The 16,553-nt window shown below is 71.8% G+C and carries 18 protein-coding genes; 12 read left to right on the forward strand and 6 right to left on the reverse strand.

What is annotated here, in order from left to right; genetic code table 11:
- Window positions 1–114: 114 nt before the first annotated feature.
- The 4 genes from disA to H4W31_RS10915 all read right to left on the reverse strand — a co-directional run bounded on the left by disA (window position 115) and on the right by H4W31_RS10915 (window position 4,960).
- Window positions 115–1,299: a DNA integrity scanning diadenylate cyclase DisA gene (gene disA / locus H4W31_RS10900; RefSeq protein WP_192766547.1), complete on the reverse strand. Its 1,185-nt coding sequence runs from the start codon at window positions 1,297–1,299 to the stop codon at window positions 115–117.
- 235 nt (window positions 1,300–1,534) lie between these two features.
- Complete coding sequence (radA, locus tag H4W31_RS10905) at window positions 1,535–2,977, reverse strand: DNA repair protein RadA (RefSeq protein WP_192766548.1); 1,443 nt, start codon at window positions 2,975–2,977, stop codon at window positions 1,535–1,537.
- 117 nt (window positions 2,978–3,094) lie between these two features.
- Window positions 3,095–3,841: a hypothetical protein gene (locus tag H4W31_RS10910; protein WP_192766549.1), complete on the reverse strand. Its 747-nt coding sequence runs from the start codon at window positions 3,839–3,841 to the stop codon at window positions 3,095–3,097.
- 279 nt (window positions 3,842–4,120) lie between these two features.
- A complete protein-coding gene (locus H4W31_RS10915) occupies window positions 4,121–4,960 on the reverse strand; it encodes a UbiA family prenyltransferase (RefSeq protein ID WP_192766550.1) in 840 nt (279 codons plus the stop codon).
- A gap of 46 nt (window positions 4,961–5,006) precedes the next feature.
- On the opposite strand from H4W31_RS10915, the gene H4W31_RS10920 reads away from it, so the two are divergent.
- The 4 genes from H4W31_RS10920 (at window position 5,007) to H4W31_RS10935 (ending at window position 8,860) form a co-directional block, all read left to right on the forward strand.
- Window positions 5,007–5,891, forward strand: coding sequence for a methyltransferase domain-containing protein (locus tag H4W31_RS10920; protein WP_192766551.1), 885 nt, complete (start codon window positions 5,007–5,009; stop codon window positions 5,889–5,891).
- Window positions 5,892–5,937: 46 nt separating this feature from the next.
- Window positions 5,938–7,107 (forward strand): acyl-CoA dehydrogenase family protein, encoded by a 1,170-nt coding sequence (locus H4W31_RS10925; protein WP_192766552.1) that lies wholly within the window; start codon window positions 5,938–5,940, stop codon window positions 7,105–7,107.
- A gap of 122 nt (window positions 7,108–7,229) precedes the next feature.
- A complete protein-coding gene (locus H4W31_RS10930; protein WP_192772006.1) occupies window positions 7,230–8,336 on the forward strand; it encodes a type III polyketide synthase in 1,107 nt (368 codons plus the stop codon).
- A 35-nt stretch (window positions 8,337–8,371) separates the two neighbouring features.
- Window positions 8,372–8,860 carry a hypothetical protein gene (locus tag H4W31_RS10935; protein ID WP_192766553.1) on the forward strand — a complete coding sequence of 163 codons (489 nt, stop codon included), beginning with the start codon at window positions 8,372–8,374 and terminating at the stop codon, window positions 8,858–8,860.
- Window positions 8,861–8,871: 11 nt separating this feature from the next.
- Here the strand turns inward: H4W31_RS10935 and H4W31_RS10940 are convergent, their stop codons facing one another.
- Window positions 8,872–9,636 (reverse strand): hypothetical protein, encoded by a 765-nt coding sequence (locus H4W31_RS10940; RefSeq protein ID WP_192766554.1) that lies wholly within the window; start codon window positions 9,634–9,636, stop codon window positions 8,872–8,874.
- Window positions 9,637–9,965: 329 nt separating this feature from the next.
- Between H4W31_RS10940 and H4W31_RS10945 the strand changes: the two genes are divergently transcribed.
- The 8 genes from H4W31_RS10945 to H4W31_RS10980 all read left to right on the forward strand — a co-directional run bounded on the left by H4W31_RS10945 (window position 9,966) and on the right by H4W31_RS10980 (window position 15,232).
- Window positions 9,966–10,451, forward strand: coding sequence for a CarD family transcriptional regulator (locus tag H4W31_RS10945; RefSeq protein ID WP_192766555.1), 486 nt, complete (start codon window positions 9,966–9,968; stop codon window positions 10,449–10,451).
- 60 nt (window positions 10,452–10,511) lie between these two features.
- Window positions 10,512–11,240 (forward strand): 2-C-methyl-D-erythritol 4-phosphate cytidylyltransferase, encoded by a 729-nt coding sequence (gene ispD, locus H4W31_RS10950; protein ID WP_192766556.1) that lies wholly within the window; start codon window positions 10,512–10,514, stop codon window positions 11,238–11,240.
- An 18-nt stretch (window positions 11,241–11,258) separates the two neighbouring features.
- Window positions 11,259–11,735: a 2-C-methyl-D-erythritol 2,4-cyclodiphosphate synthase gene (gene ispF / locus H4W31_RS10955; RefSeq protein ID WP_192766557.1), complete on the forward strand. Its 477-nt coding sequence runs from the start codon at window positions 11,259–11,261 to the stop codon at window positions 11,733–11,735.
- A gap of 333 nt (window positions 11,736–12,068) precedes the next feature.
- A complete protein-coding gene (locus H4W31_RS10960; protein ID WP_192766558.1) occupies window positions 12,069–12,482 on the forward strand; it encodes a hypothetical protein in 414 nt (137 codons plus the stop codon).
- 162 nt (window positions 12,483–12,644) lie between these two features.
- Complete coding sequence (locus tag H4W31_RS10965; protein ID WP_192766559.1) at window positions 12,645–13,421, forward strand: helix-turn-helix domain-containing protein; 777 nt, start codon at window positions 12,645–12,647, stop codon at window positions 13,419–13,421.
- Window positions 13,414–13,596: a DUF397 domain-containing protein gene (locus H4W31_RS10970; protein ID WP_192766560.1), complete on the forward strand. Its 183-nt coding sequence runs from the start codon at window positions 13,414–13,416 to the stop codon at window positions 13,594–13,596. The genes H4W31_RS10965 and H4W31_RS10970 overlap by 8 nt, the downstream gene beginning before the upstream one ends.
- A 49-nt stretch (window positions 13,597–13,645) precedes the next feature.
- Window positions 13,646–13,831 (forward strand): DUF397 domain-containing protein, encoded by a 186-nt coding sequence (locus tag H4W31_RS10975; protein WP_192766561.1) that lies wholly within the window; start codon window positions 13,646–13,648, stop codon window positions 13,829–13,831.
- Window positions 13,832–14,194: 363 nt separating this feature from the next.
- Window positions 14,195–15,232, forward strand: a complete 1,038-nt coding sequence (locus tag H4W31_RS10980; protein WP_192766562.1) for a tetratricopeptide repeat protein — start codon at window positions 14,195–14,197, stop codon at window positions 15,230–15,232.
- A 42-nt stretch (window positions 15,233–15,274) separates the two neighbouring features.
- Here H4W31_RS10980 and H4W31_RS10985 read toward each other — a convergent pair whose 3' ends face one another.
- Complete coding sequence (locus tag H4W31_RS10985) at window positions 15,275–16,459, reverse strand: homogentisate 1,2-dioxygenase (RefSeq protein ID WP_192766563.1); 1,185 nt, start codon at window positions 16,457–16,459, stop codon at window positions 15,275–15,277.
- Window positions 16,460–16,553 lie beyond the last annotated feature (94 nt).

Genomic DNA, 16,553 nt, shown 5'->3' on the forward strand with positions numbered 1-16,553 from the left:
AGGTCGAGGACGCGGCGGCCGAGTCGGGGGCGCGGCGGGCGCCGGGTCGAGGGCACGTACCCCACCGGGAGTCCCTCGGGGCTCATCGGATGAGCCCGAGGGTCCCGGGGTTGTTCAGACGTACCGCTCCAGGATGGACGCCTCGGCGAGCCGGGACAGCCCCTCCCGTACGCCCCGGGCCCGGGCGTCGCCGACCCCGTCGACGGCCTGGAGGTCTTCGACCGTCGCACCGAGCAACCGTTGCAGGCTGCCGAAGTGGCCGACGAGCCGGTCCACCACGAGGCCGGGCAGCCGGGGCACCTTGGCGAGCAGCCGGAACCCGCGTGGGCTGACCGCCGCGTCGAGCGCGTCCGAGGCGCCCGGGTAGCCGATCGCCTTGGCGACCGCGACCAGGTCGATCAGCTCGGTCGCGGTGAGCAGGTCCAACTCGACCAGAGCCTCGTCAAGGGTCCGTGCCTTGCGCCCGGTCGGCAGGTAGTCCCGGATGACCAGGGTCCGGTCCGCGTCCACGCCCGCCATCAACTCGTCGAGCTGGAGCGCGAGGAGTCGGCCGTCGGTGCCCAGTTCCACCACGTAGCCGGCGATCTCGTCGGCGATCCGACGTACCATTTCCAGCCGCTGCACCACCGCCACCGCGTCGCGGACCGTGACCAGGTCCTCGATCTCCAGTGCGGACAGGGTGCCGGAGACCTCGTCCAGGCGGAGCTTGTACCGCTCCAGGGTGGCCAGCGCCTGGTTGGCCCGGGACAGGATCGCCGCCGAGTCGTCAAGTACGTGCCGCTGGCCGTTGACGTAGAGGCTGATGATCCGCATCGACTGGCTGACCGAGATCACCGGGAACCCGGTCTGCCGGCCCACCCGCTCGGCGGTGCGGTGCCGGGTGCCGGACTCCTCGGTCGGGATCGACGGATCGGGCATCAGATGCACGGCGGCGCGGACGATCCGGGTGCCGTCACTGGAGAGCACCACGGCGCCGTCCATCTTGCACAGTTCACGGACCCGGGTCGCGGAGAACTCGACGTCGAGCGGGAAGCCGCCGGTGCACAGCGTTTCGACGACCTTGTCGTAGCCGAGCACGATCAGGGCCCCGGTACGGCCACGCAGGATGCGTTCGAGGCCGTCGCGTAGTGCCGTACCCGGCGCCATCAGCGCGAGATTGGCCCGCAACGGATCCCCGGTCAGCCCTCCGCCGGTCACGGTCATTCCGACGTTGACGGGGCGTGCCGCCGAACCGGCGGCGCTGGTGCGGACAGGGGAGGCCGCGCTGGCGGGTCGGTTCGCTTCGCGGTCGATCGGCACTCGGACATTCTACGGACCGCCCTGCGTTGGGTGCTGCCGCGGTTACTGTGACGTGCCACTGTGCCTGTTTCCTCCCATCGACGCGCCGTCGGTACCCCTTCGGAACCGGCTGCGAAGTGTCCAGTTTGCACCTTAATGGCGAGCCTTGTCGGGCATCGTGGTTCCTGTCGGCCCCGGGTAGCAACGGCCGTAAGCATGACACGGCGCGGCGTGCCGCAGCTCCGTGACCGTATGGTTACTCAGCCGATATCCGCGCCACGGATTGCAGCGCCGAGCGGACGTCGGTGACTTCCGTCACCCGCATGTTCTCCGGGCCCGCGCCGCTCGCCGCCGGCCCACAGCCGGTGGGCACCAGCGCGAAGCGGAAGCCGAGTCGGGCCGCCTCGGCCAGCCGTCGGGGTACGGCGGCGACCCGGCGTACCTCCCCGGTCAGGCCCACCTCCCCGATCGCCACCAGGTTCGGTGCGATGGCGAGGTTCAGGCCGCCCGAGGCGACGGCGAGCGCGACCGCGAGATCGGCGGCCGGCTCGACCACCCGGATCCCGCCGACCGTGGCGGCGAAGACCTCCCGGTCGTGCAGGGTCAGCCGCTCGGTCCGGCGTTGCAGCACCGCGAGCACCATCGCCAGCCGGGCACTGTCCAGGCCCGAGACGGTCCGGCGGGGCGAGCCGGCGACCGTGGCGCCGATCAGTGCCTGCACCTCGGTGACCAGCGCCCGCCGGCCCTCCATGGCGACCGTCACGCAGGTCCCGGGGACCGCTTCGGTGGACCGGGTCAGGAACAGCCCGGACGGATCGGCCAGGCTGCTGATCCCGCCCTCGTGCATCTCGAAGCAGCCGACCTCGTCGGCCGTGCCGAACCGGTTCTTGACGCCCCGGACCATCCGCAGCGAGGAGTGCTTGTCGCCCTCGAAGTGCAGCACCACGTCGACGAGATGCTCCAGCACCCTCGGACCGGCGACCTGGCCGTCCTTGGTGACGTGCCCGACCAGCACGGTCGCGACACCCCGCTCCTTGGCGATCGAGACCAGGGCGGCGGTGACCGCCCGGACCTGGGTCACCCCGCCGGGTACCCCCTCGGTACCGGGGGTGGAGATCGTCTGCACGGAGTCCAGCACCAGCAGGCCCGGTTTGACCGCGTCCAGGTGCCCGAGGACGGCCCCGAGGTCGTTCTCGGCGGCCAGGTAGAGCTGCTCGTGCAGCGTGCCCATCCGCTCGGCCCGGAGCCGGACCTGGCTCACCGACTCCTCGCCGCTGACCACCAGCGACGGGCTGCCGGCACCGGCAGCCCAGTGCTGCGCCACGTCGAGCAGCAGGGTCGACTTGCCGACGCCGGGCTCGCCGGCCAGCAGGACCACCGCACCGGGCACCAGACCGCCGCCGAGCACCCGGTCCAGCTCGGGCACGCCGGTGGGGACGGCCCGGGCCGGTGCCGCGCTGATCGTGGCGATGGGGCGGGCCGGCTCGGCCGGAGCCCGGGAACTCACTACCCGGCCGGAGACGGTGGGCCCGGTGAGCGTCGACTCGACGACGGCACCCCACTCGCCGCACTCCGGGCAGCGCCCGACCCACTTGGGCGGCTGGTGGCCGCAGGCGTCGCACTCGTAGGCGGGCCGGGGCTCGCGGGTGGCGGCCCGGGTGCGCCCGGCGGCGGGACGTGGTGTGGCTCGGCTGGTCACCTCAGCACGCTATCCAACTCGTACGACGAAACGCGTTCCGACCGCACGCCAACCTCGCCAGTACGCCAGGAGGTGCCGGTACGCCAGGAGGTGACCGGGCCGGACGGAGGCCGGTTGTCAGCCGCCGTGGCCCTCTTCGCCTTCTTCGCCCTCACCGGTGACCGGCGTGCCGACCGGCGCCGGGGTCATCGGCACCGCGACGGGCGCGTCGACCTGCACCTTGCTGCCGCCGAAGTCGAACGTCAGCGGAACCGACTCGCCCGGGGGCAGCGCCTCGGTCAGCCCGGCCAGTTGGAGCCAGCTGCCGACGGTCTTGTTCAGGATGACGAACCCGCCGGCAGGAAGCCGGATCTCGGCCGCCGACTCCTGAACCGGAGTGGGGGTCGGGGTCGGGGTGGCCGACGCGCCCCCGGTCGGCGTGGCGGAGGCCGAGCCGCCCGGCTCGGGGCTGCCGGAGGTCGTTCCGGGGGACGGGCTGCCGGAGGTGGCGGTCGCCGACGGGCTGGGCGAGACCGTACCGCCCGGGGTGGGAGCGGCCGAGGGTCCGGTGAGCACCACGGCACGGGCACCTTCGGGCATGATCTTGACCGTCACGGGCTGGCCGGAGTCGTTGTAGAGGGCGACGTTCATCGGCGCGTTGCCGCCGGCCGGGTAGCCCTCGAGACTCAGGTAGTCGATCGACAGGTTGCGGACCTTGAAGTTGTTGTCCGCCGACTGCGCGTTGGCGCCGACGCTGGTGGGCACCTTCGCGGCGGTCTCCGCGATCTGGCCCGTGCCGCACCCGGACAGCAGCAGGGTGGTGGCGGCTGCCGTACCGGTCAGCATCGCCGCGGCTCGCCGGGCCCCCCAGATCGAGCGCGTCACCTGGTCCTCCTCGTTGCGAATCCGGTCGCCCTAGCGATCTCCGGCTGGGCGGAACGGGCACGGTCGTCGTACCCGGGCCCAACGGGCTCCAGGGTAGTGGGCGGTGATCGCCTCCCGTACGCCGACCCGGTATCCCGGCCGCGTCCCGACCCCGTCCCGACCGCCCGGCTCAGGCCACCCGACCGCTCCGCTCAGGCCACTCGACCGCTCCGCTCAGGCCACTCGACCGCTCCGCTCAGACCACCCGAGCGCCCGGCTCAGACCACCCGAGCGCCCGGCTCAGACCACCCGACCGCTCGCGACCAGCAGCACGACGTCGATCAGCGCGACCAGCATGACGGCCCGGAAGACGGCCACGGGGCGGTCGCCCCGGGCGGCGGCGGCCCGGCTCGCGTACCAGCCGGCCGGCGGCACCACGGCAGCGACCGCGATGGCGGTCAGCCCGGCCCAGGACGGCGGGCCGGGCGGCCCGAGGACCAGCGTCGCGGTCGCCGCCAGGAGCAGCCCGGCGGCGGCCACCCGGGACCCGGTCGGACCCAGCCGGTGCGGCAGCCCACGTACCCCGGTCCGTTCGTCGTCGGCCAGGTCCGGCAGCACGTTCGCGAAGTGCGCCCCGGCGCCGAGCAGCGCCCCGGCGGCCACCAACCAGGCCGGCGGGGCCGGCGCGCCGGGCAACGCGAGTACGACGAAGGCCGGCAACGTCCCGAACGAGACCGCGTACGGCAGCACCGAGGCCGGGGTGGACTTCAGCGGCCAGTTGTAGAGGAGCGCGGAGACCAGGGCGACGGTGGCCCAGACAGCGGCGGTGGGATTGAGGGTGAGCGCGGGCAGCGGGGTCAGCACGGCGGCCACCGCGCCGGCCAGCCCGACCGCGCGTCGACTGATCATGCCGCTCGCCACCGGCTTGTCCCGCCGGCCGACCTCGGCGTCCCGGTCGGCGTCCAGGCAGTCGTTGACCCAGCCGATGGCGAGCTGACTGGCCAGCACGGTGAGGCCCACCGCCACGATCCCGGCGGGTGGATGCCCGATGCCCCAGGCGAGCAGGGCCGACACCGTGGTCACCGCGACCGCCGGCTCCGGGTGACTCGCCCGGACCAGCCCTAACACCACATGCGACATATGGGAAGTCTGGTTGTTACCGCTCGGTCGTGCCAGGCTCGACCGCATGCGGTACGAACGGGCCGGGCAGGGAACTGGGCACCCGACGCCCGGCGTCCCGGGCCGTACCCTGCCGCCCAACGATCCACGCCAGTACGACGACCTGGCCGACGAGTGGTGGGATCCGGACGGCGCCTTCGCGATGCTGCACTGGCTGGCCGAGGCCCGGGCGGCGCTGGTGCCGCCGGCCACCGGTCCCGGGGCGACCCTGGTCGACCTCGGCTGCGGTGCCGGCCTGCTCGCCCCCCGGATCGCCGGCAAGGGCTACCGGCACGTCGGGGTCGACCTGGTCCGCTCCGCGCTCCGGCAGGCCGCCGCGCACGGGGTCCAGCCGATCAACGCGGACGTCGGTGCCGTGCCGCTGGCGGACCGGTGTGCCGACGTGGTCGCCGCCGGCGAGGTGCTCGAACACGTTCCGGACTGGCCGAGGGTGGTGGCCGAGGCGGGCCGGGTGCTCCGGCCCGGCGGCACGCTGGTGCTGGACACCCTCAACGCCACCGCGCTGAGCCGGCTGTTGGCGGTCCGGGTGGCCGAGCGGCTGCCCGGGGTGCCCCGGGGGATCCACGATCCACGGCTGTTCGTCGACTCGCGGGCGCTGGTCCAAGAGTGCGCCCGGCACGGGATCCAGCTGCGGATCCGGGGCGTACGGCCCGGGGGTTGGTCGGTGGCGCGCTGGCTGGTCGGCCGCGCTCTGCGGCGCTCCGGGCCGGGGCCGTCCGCGCGGGCACCGCAGGGCCGTTCGGATCTGCCGGGTCAGGGCGCGGTCCCCGGGCGGATGGCCACGGATCGGGAGGTGGCTTCCGCCCGGACGGCCGGGCGGAACCTGCCACGGATCGTGCCGACCTGGTCGGCGGCGGTGCTCTACCAGGGGTGGGGGACCAAGGAGCGGTAGCGCGAGCGGCAGCGCCGGCTCTGGGCCGGTGCGGAAAGGGACACGGATGACAGTGGATGCCCTCGCAGCGGCGCGTCGATTGGCGCCGCGACTGGCGGCCAGGGCGGCCGAACACGACCGGGACGGCAGCTTTCCGGTCGAGGACTTCGCCGACCTGCGGGCCGCCGGACTCTTCGGCCTGATGGTCCCGCCGGCCCTCGGTGGTCTCGGTGCCAGCTTCGCCGGGTACGCCGGGGTCGCCACCGAACTCGCCCGGGGCAACGGCGCGACCGCGCTGGTCTTCAACATGCACGCCTCGGTGACCGGGGCGCTGGGCGCGCTCACCCAGGAGCTGGCCGAGGCGCTGGGCGTACCGGACGAGGCGCTGGCCGCCCGGGACCGGCTGCTCGCCGAGGCGGCGGCCGGTGCCTGGTACGGCGTGGCGATGAGCGAGCGCGGCGCCGGGTCCCGGCTGTCCAAGCTGACCACCACGTACGAGGCGGTGGACGGCGGCTACCACATCAAGGGCGCGAAGACGTTCTGCTCCGGTGCGGGTCACGCCGACGCCTACCTGGTGGCGGCGCGCAGTGCCGCCGACGGGTCGATCGTCTCGCAGTTCCTGGTGCCGGCCGGCCGGGACGGGCTGCACGTCGAGCCGACCTGGGACTCGCTCGGCATGCGGGCCACCGCCTCGCACGACCTGCACCTGGACGTGACGGTGCCGGCCGACCGGCTGCTCGGCGGGGTGGAGGGACTGGCCCTGGTGGTCGCCCAGCTCATGCCGCACTGGCTGGTGGCCAGCTACGCGGCGGTGTACGTCGGGGTGGCCCGGGCGGCGGTGGACGCCGCGGTCGAGCACCTGACCGCCCGGGGGCTGGACGGCCTGCCGGCGGTACGGGCCCGGGTGGGGCGGGCCGACGCCGCGACCGCCGCCGCCGAGTTGGCGGTGGCCGAGGCGGCACGTCGGGTCGACGAGGCGCCGGGGGACGTCGAGACGAACCGTTGGGTGTGGCGGGCCAAGCTGCTGGCCGGTACGACCGCCGCCGAGGTGGCGGCCTCGATGGTGGAGGCGGCCGGCACGTCGGCGACCCGGCGGGGGCATCCGCTGGAGCGGCTCTACCGGGATGCCCGTTGTGGATCTCTGCATCCGGCGACCTCGGACGTCTGCGCCGACTGGCTCGGCATCGCGGCGCTGGGCGGCGACCCGGACCGGGACGGTTCGGCCCCGCGATGGTGACCTGCCCGGTGCCGTTCGCGAGTCCCGGAGTCACGCTCGGGGGTTGGGCTCGGTGAGCGCGCCAAGCGCGGGCGGGTCCGCAGTCGCGATCGGAGGGCGGCAAGGTGAGTGGTCGTAGGGAGATCGGATCTGGAGTGATCGTCGGTCTGGGCGTGGCGCTGCCGCCGGGCGCCAGGCAGGACGAGCTGTGGAAGGGGTACTTCGCCCAGCACTTCTCCGGTACCACCCGGGCGCTCGCCCAGCGGATCTTCGCGAACTCCGGCGTCACCCGGCGGCACGCGGCGGTCAATCCGCTCCTGGAGGACGTCTCCGACTGGCCGACCGAACGCCGGATGCGCCGCTACCAGATCGAGGCGCTGCCGCTGGGCAAGGAGGCGGTCGAGCGGGCCCTGACCGATGCCGGCCTGCGGGCCGGGGACATCGGCCTGTTCGTGGTCTGCTCCTGCACCGGGTACGCGACTCCGGGCCTGGACATCCTGCTGGCCCGGGACATGGGGATGGCGGCCGACACCCAGCGGATGTTCGTCGGCCACATGGGGTGTTACGCCGCGCTGCCCGGCCTGGGTGCCGCGAACGACTTCGTGGCGGCCCGTGGCCGTCCGGCGCTGCTGCTCTGCGCCGAGCTGACCAGCCTGCACATCCAGCCGTCCTCGGCCCGGGTGGACACCCAGCAGATCGTCTCGCACGCGCTCTTCTCCGACGCCGCCGTCGCCGTGGTGGTCGCGCCCGGGCACCGACCGGGGTACGCGGTCCGCGAGGTCACCGCGGTGACCGACACCTCGACGGCCGACCACATGACCTGGGAGCTGACCGACACCGGCTTCCGGATGGGGCTCTCGCCCCGGGTGCCGCAGGTGCTCGCGCTGCACGTGAGCGGTCTGGTGACCTCGCTGCTGGCCCGGCACGACCGGCAGATTTCCGACGTGGACGGCTGGGCGGTGCATCCGGGTGGGCCCCGGATCCTGAACGTCGTGGAGGAGGAACTCGGCCTGCCACCGGAGGCTCTGGCCGCGTCCCGGGCGACCCTCGACGAGTACGGCAACTGTTCTTCTCCCACATCCCTGCTGATTCTGGAACGACTCCGGCGTTCCGCCGCTCCACCCCGTACCGTGGTAATGCTCGCGTTCGGACCCGGGCTGACCCTCTACGCGGTACTGCTGGACCTCTCCTCCGGTGCCGCGCCGACGGGTGGCCCGTTGCCGGGCGAGGTTGGGCGGGGTGACTACTAGGACGTACCCGCTGGACCGGCGAGGGAGGCGGTCGAGTGCGCAGGTTGGCGTTGACGATGGTGGCCGTGGTAACCGTCGGAATCGGCGGCTGGTGGTGGGCGAGGTCGGCACCAGCGCCGATCGCTCCGGCGCGGGGCGTGACCGGTGCCTCGAAGGTCGCGCCCGGGGTCGGTGGTGCGAACCCACCCGTCGAACGGGGCGCCGCGATCGCCCTGTCGGCCCTGCCGCGCTTCCCCGACACGGTGTGGCGGGAGACGGCGACCCTCAACGAGCGCAGGTTCGTCACCTGGTCGATGGCTTCCCGGCCGGGTGGCCGCTATCTCCTCCAGTACGTCTGCCTCACCCAGGGGGAGTTGCACGTCCGGGTACGCGGCGCGATGGACAGCTGGTCGAAGTCGGTCAGTTGCCCGGGACCGTTCCGCAGCGTCCGGGTCGTCGCGTCCGGGGACTACCTGACCATCATGGCGAGGCGGTTGAACCACCGGCATGTCGAGGTCGCGTTGCAGGTGGTGGCGCTCTCCTGACTTGGTCGGCGTCAGCGGACGGTGGTTGTCGCCAGGCGGTCCAGGTCGGCCTGGTAGTCCGCGACCGAGGTCAGTGCCGGTACGGTCCGGACGATCTCCCCGGTCCGGCTGACCAGGATGGCGGTGGCCGCTCCCGGCCGCTGTACCAGTTGGATCGTGCCCCGTATCTCCGAGGTCGGATCGGTCAGGTAGCGGGGTGTGCCACCGGTGCCGGGCGGTCGCATCGTCTGTGGGCTCGGCACGGTCCGGCGCCCGCTGACCGCCACCACGCTGACCCCGGGCGGTACGGCCCGTACGGCGGCCTCCAGTTCGTCCGCGCAGGTGCAACCGTCGATCAGGATGACCACGGCCGGTAGCAGCCCGCGCAGCGGTACCAGTCGGCCGTCCTCACCGACCAGGTCCAGGGCGGGCAGGGTCCGGCCGGGCGGGTTGCTCGGAGTCGTACGACCGGTGGTGGCCGGACGTGGCTGGCCGGGCCAGGCGATCGCGAAGAGGCTGGTCAGGGTCGCCAGTAGGGCGATCGAGATGACGAGCAGGCAGATCCGCAGCGGCGACGGGCCGGAGGTGGCCGAGGGCAACCCGAGGCGGCGGCGCCAGTCCTCGCGGCGGGCCTGCTGCCGCAGCTCGCGGCGTACCTCTGCGGCCTCGGTGGCGAGTTCGGCGGGATCGTCGGGGATCACGATCCGGCCCCACTCGGCCGGCAGGTCGGGCACGCCATCGAGCGGGCCGTGCTCCGGGCCGTTGTCCGGCCGGCCGTCGTCCGCAGACGTGCTCATAACGCACCCCCTGGCCGGTCACCTGAGGTGTGAATCGGGCTCTGCTCCAGCCTCCCCCACCGAGGGTCGTATGGCCAGTGGCCGGCTCGGTTCGCGTCGAAGAGATATGCTGGTAGAACCGCAACGCCCTACATCCGATTTTTCCGATCCGCCTTGCCGGCCGGTGATCCGCACGTCACACAGCGTGGCGAAATCTACGGATCACTGTCCTGTCAAGCCGAAGAAAGACCTCTCACAGGGCCTCTGAGCTGCGCTAACGGTCAGGACTGCGGTGGGACATCGGTGCCTGAGCGTGTTACCCTAGACACAGCGAAAGGGGTTTCGAACCTATGGTTTTCAGTGTCGGCGAGACCGTTGTTTACCCCCACCACGGGGCCGCACTCATCGAGGCAATCGAGACTCGGGTCATCAAGGGCGAGCCCAAGCAGTACCTCGTCCTCAGGGTCGCTCAGGGTGATCTGACGGTCCGGGTGCCCGCAGAGAATGCCGAGATCGTGGGCGTGCGCGAAGTGGTCGGCGAAGAGGGCCTGGGCAAGGTCTTCGATGTCCTCCGTGCTCCGCACACCGAGGAGCCGACCAACTGGTCGCGACGTTACAAGGCAAATCTGGAAAAGCTGGCCTCGGGTAACCCACTCAAGGTGGCGGAGGTTGTTCGCGACCTCTGGCGCCGCGAGCGGGAGCGGGGCCTGTCGGCGGGTGAAAAGCGGATGCTCGCCAAGGCCCGCGACATCCTGGTCGGTGAGGTCGCACTCGCCGAAAAGAGCACCAAGGACGAAGCGGAATCCCTGCTCGACAAGGTGCTCACCGAGGCATAGCCCCCAAGCTGGCACGTTCCGCCCGTGCCTGCGTATCGGAGAAAGTCCGAGGACCGCGACGTGACCGCGCAGCTCAATCCGCGCGGTGACGTCGCGGTCCTCGTTCCGGCTGCGGGTGCCGGCGTACGACTCGGTCCCGGCGGCCCCAAGGCACTCCGTCGGATCGGCGGCGAACCACTGCTGGTGCACGCCGTACGGCGGATCGCGGCGGCCCGCTCGGTACACACCATCGTCGTCGCGGCGCCGCCCGGCGACGTCCGGGCGGTCCGGGAGCTACTCGCACCGGTCGCCGAGTTGATCGTGGTGCCCGGTGGCGCCACCCGGCAGGAGTCGGTCGCCGCCGCGCTGGCCGCGGTGCCACCCGGCCCCGAGATCGTCCTGGTCCACGATGCGGCCCGGGCGTTGACCCCGGCAATACTGGTCGAATCGGTGGCCGCGGCCATCCGGGGCGGCGAGGACGCCGTGATCCCGGTGCTGCCGGTCGTCGACACGATCAAGGAGGTCTCGGCCGACGGAGTCGTGCTCGGCACCGTCGACCGGTCCGCGCTGCGCGCGGTGCAGACTCCGCAGGGCTTCCGCCGCTCGGTCCTCGCGGCCGCACACGCCGCCGCCGTCGACCCGCTCACCGACGACGCCGGCCTAGTCGAGAAGCAGGGCGTCCGGGTGGCCTGCGTTCCCGGTTCCGAGTACGCCCTGAAGATCACCCGTCCGTTCGACCTGGCGCTGGCCGAGCACCTGCTGAACGCCGAGCACCTGCCGGATGTGGCGCCGGCTGCCGAGCGCGGCTGATCGCCTACGCTTCCGTACATGATCCTTCCGCTGGTCGGCGTCGGCACCGACGTACACGCCTTCGAGTCCGGGCGGGCCTGCTGGGTGGCCGGCCTGCACTGGCCGGGGGTTGACGGGCTGGCGGGCCATTCCGACGGCGACGTCGCCGCGCACGCGGCCTGCGACGCGCTGCTCTCCGCCGCCGCGCTCGGGGATCTCGGCAGCAACTTCGGGGTGGCCGAGCCGGAGTGGGCCGGCGCGGCCGGGGTGACCCTGCTGGCCGAAACCGCCTGCCGGGTCCGGGCCGCCGGATTCGAGATCGGCAACGTCTCGATCCAGGTGATCGGGGTACGCCCGAAGATCGGCCCGCGCCGGGCCGAGGCGCAGCAGGCGCTCACGGCGGCGGTCGGCGCCCCCGTGACGGTCTCCGGCACCACCACCGACGGGCTCGGACTGACCGGCCGGGGCGAGGGCCTGGCCGGCATCGCCGTCGCCCTGATCCACCCGCAGCCCTGATCACACGTCTGGTGTCCCCTTGCGATAGCTGACTATCGTTCCTTCCGATGCGCAGACGGACGTTGCTGGCGCTGCCGCCCCCGACTGACCGTACGAATTGATCGGTTGTCGCCTGCCCGGCCCGGATTGAACGACGACGGCATAGGGATCTTGGAGAGTTCTGGTTCGCTACGAACCCTTAATCAACAAGAATCTTGGTGAGGTCGGTGGCGGGGTACCCAATAGACGATCCGGGCGGACAATTCGCGGGGGTCGGTGGTGGGTAGATCCTGTAGGGCGCGCTGGAGTTGGCTCGCGAGATAGATCAGGAGCCCGATCCGGTTGTTCCGGTAGATGTGCAGCAGGCCGAGTCGGGCCGGCTGGCACGGCCAGGGCGCCCCGCAGGCCCGGCACCGGAACGACGGACGCGCGGGCGTGTGTGGCCGGAACCGGCTGTGCGGACGGTACGACACGACACGGCCACCCGACTACCGGTACTCGACCTGGCGGGCGTGGCTGTCCTGGTCGGGTGCCGGCCATCCGGCCCGGCTGTTCCCGGCGCGGGTCCGCAGGGGCGTACCCCATGAGGCACGGCTGTTGGTGTGGCGGGTGCGGGCCGGTGGCGACGGGATGGCCGGAGGCACCATGGCGAGCGCGGTCCGGGGCGCCGGACGTGGGCCGGGGCGGCGTACGGCAGCCCGGGTACGGGGACAACGCCAGCGGCGCCCACAGGCGCAGAAGATCCATAGGAAATACCAGGCGCGGTGATGCCGGATACGGGCGCGGTGTCGTCTGGACATCGGTCGGCCTTTCCGTCGATGGCACGGTTTCGCTCTCTCCACCCTGGACCGCCGGACGGAAGAGGAGAAAAATGGACCGACGGCAATAGCCAGAGATAACGAGTGGCGAATCCTTACTAAGGGGGAATAGGTGAGTGACCTCCGGCAAATTCTCAGAAGGCTCCGGTCCGCGAAGAAGATGACCCAGGACCAGACCGGCGCGGCGATCAACGTCAGCGGATCACTGATCGCGGCGATCGAGTCCGGTCGACTGGTGCCACAGCCGGACACCGCCGAACGGCTCGACGCGTTCTTCGGCACCGGCGACGAAATCCAGCGGGCGGCCGACGCCGTACGGGAGGACGCGCAGGCACCGTGGCTGCGCCCATGGACCGAGAACGAGCGCCGAGCCGTACTGCTGCGGGCGTTCCAACCCAATCTGATTCCCGGTCTGCTCCAGACCGAGGCGTACACCAGGGCGGTGCTGAGTGGGGGCCGGCTTCCGGACGAGGCCGTCGAGCGGACCACTCAGGTTCGCAAAGAGCGGCAGGCGGCAACCGTTGATCGGCCCGAGCCACCCATGGTGACCGCAGTGCTCGGCGAGAGCGTACTGCGGTGCGGGCCGCCGGAGGTGATGAAGGACCAGCTCGAACATCTGGTCGACATCGGCCACCGAAACCGGGTACAGGTGCTGGTGGTGCCGCGCACCGCCGGGCTACATATCGGAATGTCCGGTCCGTTCGTGTTGGCGGCGCTACCCGGTGGGGTGCGGGCTGGCTACCTGGACGACCAGTTGCGCGGCCGAGTGGTGACCGATCCGGCGGAGTTGACCGGGCTAGAGTTGGCCTGGGAGATAGTGACCGGGCTGGCTCTACCGGTCGACCAGTCGCGAGACCTGATCGTGAAGGCGGTTGAGGAGCATGGCTGAGCAGCCGATCTGGCGTAAGAGCAGCCGCAGCAGTGCTAACCAGGGGGACTGTGTGGAGGTTGCCGGCAACCTTCCGGGCCGGGTGTTGGTGCGGGACAGCAAGGACCGACAGGGGCCGGTGCTGGCCTTCGGTCCGGGGGCGTGGCGGGCGTTCGTTAAAGACGCCGCCAACTGAGCGTAGGTCGACCAGTCGCGGGACCTGATCGTGAAGGCGGTTGAGGAGCATGGCTGAGCAGCCCATCTGGCGTAAGAGCACCCGCAGCAGCTCGAACCAGGGCAACTGTGTGGAGGTTGCCGGCAACCTTCCGGACCGGGTGCTGGTGCGGGACAGCAAGGACCGGCAGGGGCCGGTGCTGACCTTCGACCCGGCGGGATGGTGGGCCTTCGTCCGGGCCGTTCCGGCCAACTGATCCCGGAGAAAGTCACGGGTAGCTGACCGGGGACGTCACGGGTAGCTGATCCGAATCGAGCAGACCGCCCCCACGCCCGTGTGGCAGCACGGTGTGGGGGCGTAGCTCTGGGCGGGATCGGTACCGAGTCCACCGGCTGGCAGTAGCCCTGTCACCAGTGGGAATTTAGGGACCAAGCCTGACGCCACGGGGGGAGCGCCAGGCTTGGTCCCGTCTACGGTACCGCGCATCACCGCGCCTGGGGAGTGGGCATTCGGCGGGTCGCCGTCAACCCGCCGGAAGTCGACGGTTGTCCGGCCGGCGGGGGTGTGCACCGGGTTGGGCGTGAACATCGGACGGGACAGCGCCGGATAGGCTCGGGCCGTGTCCAGCGACGCCGAATCCGACCAGTCCTCGTCCGCCGAAGGGTACGTCCAGCGCGCCGAACTGCTTGCCGAACTCGGCCGGTACGACGAAGCTGCCGCCGAAGTCGGATTCGCGATCGCGCTCGAGCCCGACAATGTGCCAGCGCTGGTGATGCTGGCGATGGTCAAGCTCGCGGCCGGCAAGTCGGAGGAGGCGTTGACCGCGGCCGACATGGCGATCGCCGCCGCGCCGGCACTGGTCCACGCACTGGTGCTCCGGGGGCACGCCCTGGCCGACCTGCGCCGCTTCAAGGAGGCGGCGGCGGTGGCCGACGAGATCCTGGCGCTCGGCCCCGACGACGCGTACGCCCAGCGCAGCGCGGCGGCGATCCTCGCCGAGTCGCGCAACGGCCAGCAGGCGATCAACGCCGCGTGGCGGGCTGTCGAGCTGGCGCCGGAGGAGCCGCAGGCGCATCTGGTGCTCGGCCTGGTGGCGGCCCGGATGCAGTTGTTCGACCTGGCCGAGCGGGCGTACCGGGAGGCGCTGCGGCTGGACCCCGAGCTGGCCGAGGCGCAGCACAACATCGGGGTGATCCGGCTGGAGCAGCGGCGCTACTCGGAGGCGCTGGAACACCTCGCCGACGCCGCCGCGATCGCACCGACCAGCAGCGACAGTCGTCAGACGATCGGCGACGGCCTGCGCCGCCTGGTCATGTACGGCGCCGGCTACGTCATCGTGGTGTCGGTGCTGATCGCCTGCATGGCGGCGATGAGCCCGGTGTCGTCCCGGCTCTGGGCCGGGATCGCGGCGGCGACCGGCGGGGCGCTGCTGTGGCGGTTCAGCCGCCGGGTGCCGAACCTGGCCCGGGGACAGCTGCCCGCCCTGATGCGCGCCGACCGGACCCTGGGCCTCGCCGTGTACGCGGTGGCCGCCGGGCTCTGCCTGCTCCTGCTCTACGCGCTCGTCGGCTCGCCCTGGCCGCTGGTGCTCGCGATCGTCACCACCACCGCCGCCGAACTGGCGGTGCTCTTCGGCGGGTCCCGGGATCGCGACTGACGTGGTGACCGACGGGCACCCGTCGTACCCAGGAGGCGGGTCCTACGACCGGTCGGTGCCGGACGTACGACCGGCCCAGGTCCAGGCGTACCCGGTGTCCTCACAGGAGAGCGCGGGGGCGCAGAGGTCGAGTGGGCGGAAGGTGTCGACCATGACCGCCAGCTCGTCGAAGCTTTCCGCCCCGATCGCTCGCTCCGGCGCACCGGGCTGGGGACCGTGGGTGAAGCCGGCCGGATGCAGCGAGATCGACCCCTGCTCGATTCCGGAACCGCGCCGCGCCTCGTAGTTGCCGCCCGTGTAGAAGAGCATCTCGTCGGAGTCGACGTTGTGGTGGTTGTACGGCACCGGGATGGCCAGCGGGTGGTAGTCGACCTTGCGGGGCACGAAGGAGCAGATCACGAAGTTCGGGCCCTGGAAGGTCTGGTGCACGGGCGGTGGCTGGTGCACCCGACCGGTGATCGGCTCGAAGTCGTGGATCGAGAATGCCCACGGGTAGAGGTGGCCGTCCCAGCCGACCACGTCGAACGGGTGGTTGGCGTACACGTGACGGGTCCAGCCCCGGCGGTGCTGGACGTACACCTCGACGTCGGTCTCCTCGACCAGCAGCGGCGCCTCCGGCCCGCGTACGTCCCGTTCGCAGTACGGCGAGTGTTCGAGGAACTGGCCGCGTACCGAGAGGTAGCGCTTGGGCGGGCCGATGTGCCCGGACGCCTCGATGGCGAGCAGTCGGAGCGGGTCCGGGGCGACCGGCACGATCCGGTACACCACCGAGGTGGGGATGATGACGTAGTCGCCGGCGGTGACCCCGAGCACGCCGAAGGCGGACTCGATCCGGGCCGCGCCGGACTCGACGTAGAGGCACTCGTCCCCGACCGCGTTGCGGTAGAGCGGGCTGGGCCGGTCGGCGACGACGTACGAGATCCGGACGTCGTCGTTGGCGAGCAGGTGCTGCCGGTCGAGAATCGGGTCGGCACCGGTGCCGTCCAGCTTGTGGGTACGCAGGTGCCGGGGCTTGAGCGGCAGGTTCGGCACCCGGGACCAGGTCGGTGGCGTGTACTCCTCGGCGGCGACGATCGCCGTCGGCAGGTAGCGGTGGTAGAGCAGCGACGAGTCGGACGAGAAACCCTCCTGCCCCATCAGCTCCTCGGCGTACAGGCTGCCGTCGGGTTGCCGGAACTGGGTGTGGCGCTTGCGGGGTACCTCGCCGACGCTGCGGTAGTACGGCATGATCGCCTCCGTTTTGTCCCAGTCACCGGCCGGAAACGTCCGATAATCGGACGCTGTTGTCCGCTAGTCGTAGCGTCCCGTAAGTTCTCTGTTC

The sequence above is a fragment of the Plantactinospora soyae genome (assembly GCF_014874095.1).
Classification (GTDB): domain Bacteria; phylum Actinomycetota; class Actinomycetes; order Mycobacteriales; family Micromonosporaceae; genus Plantactinospora; species Plantactinospora soyae.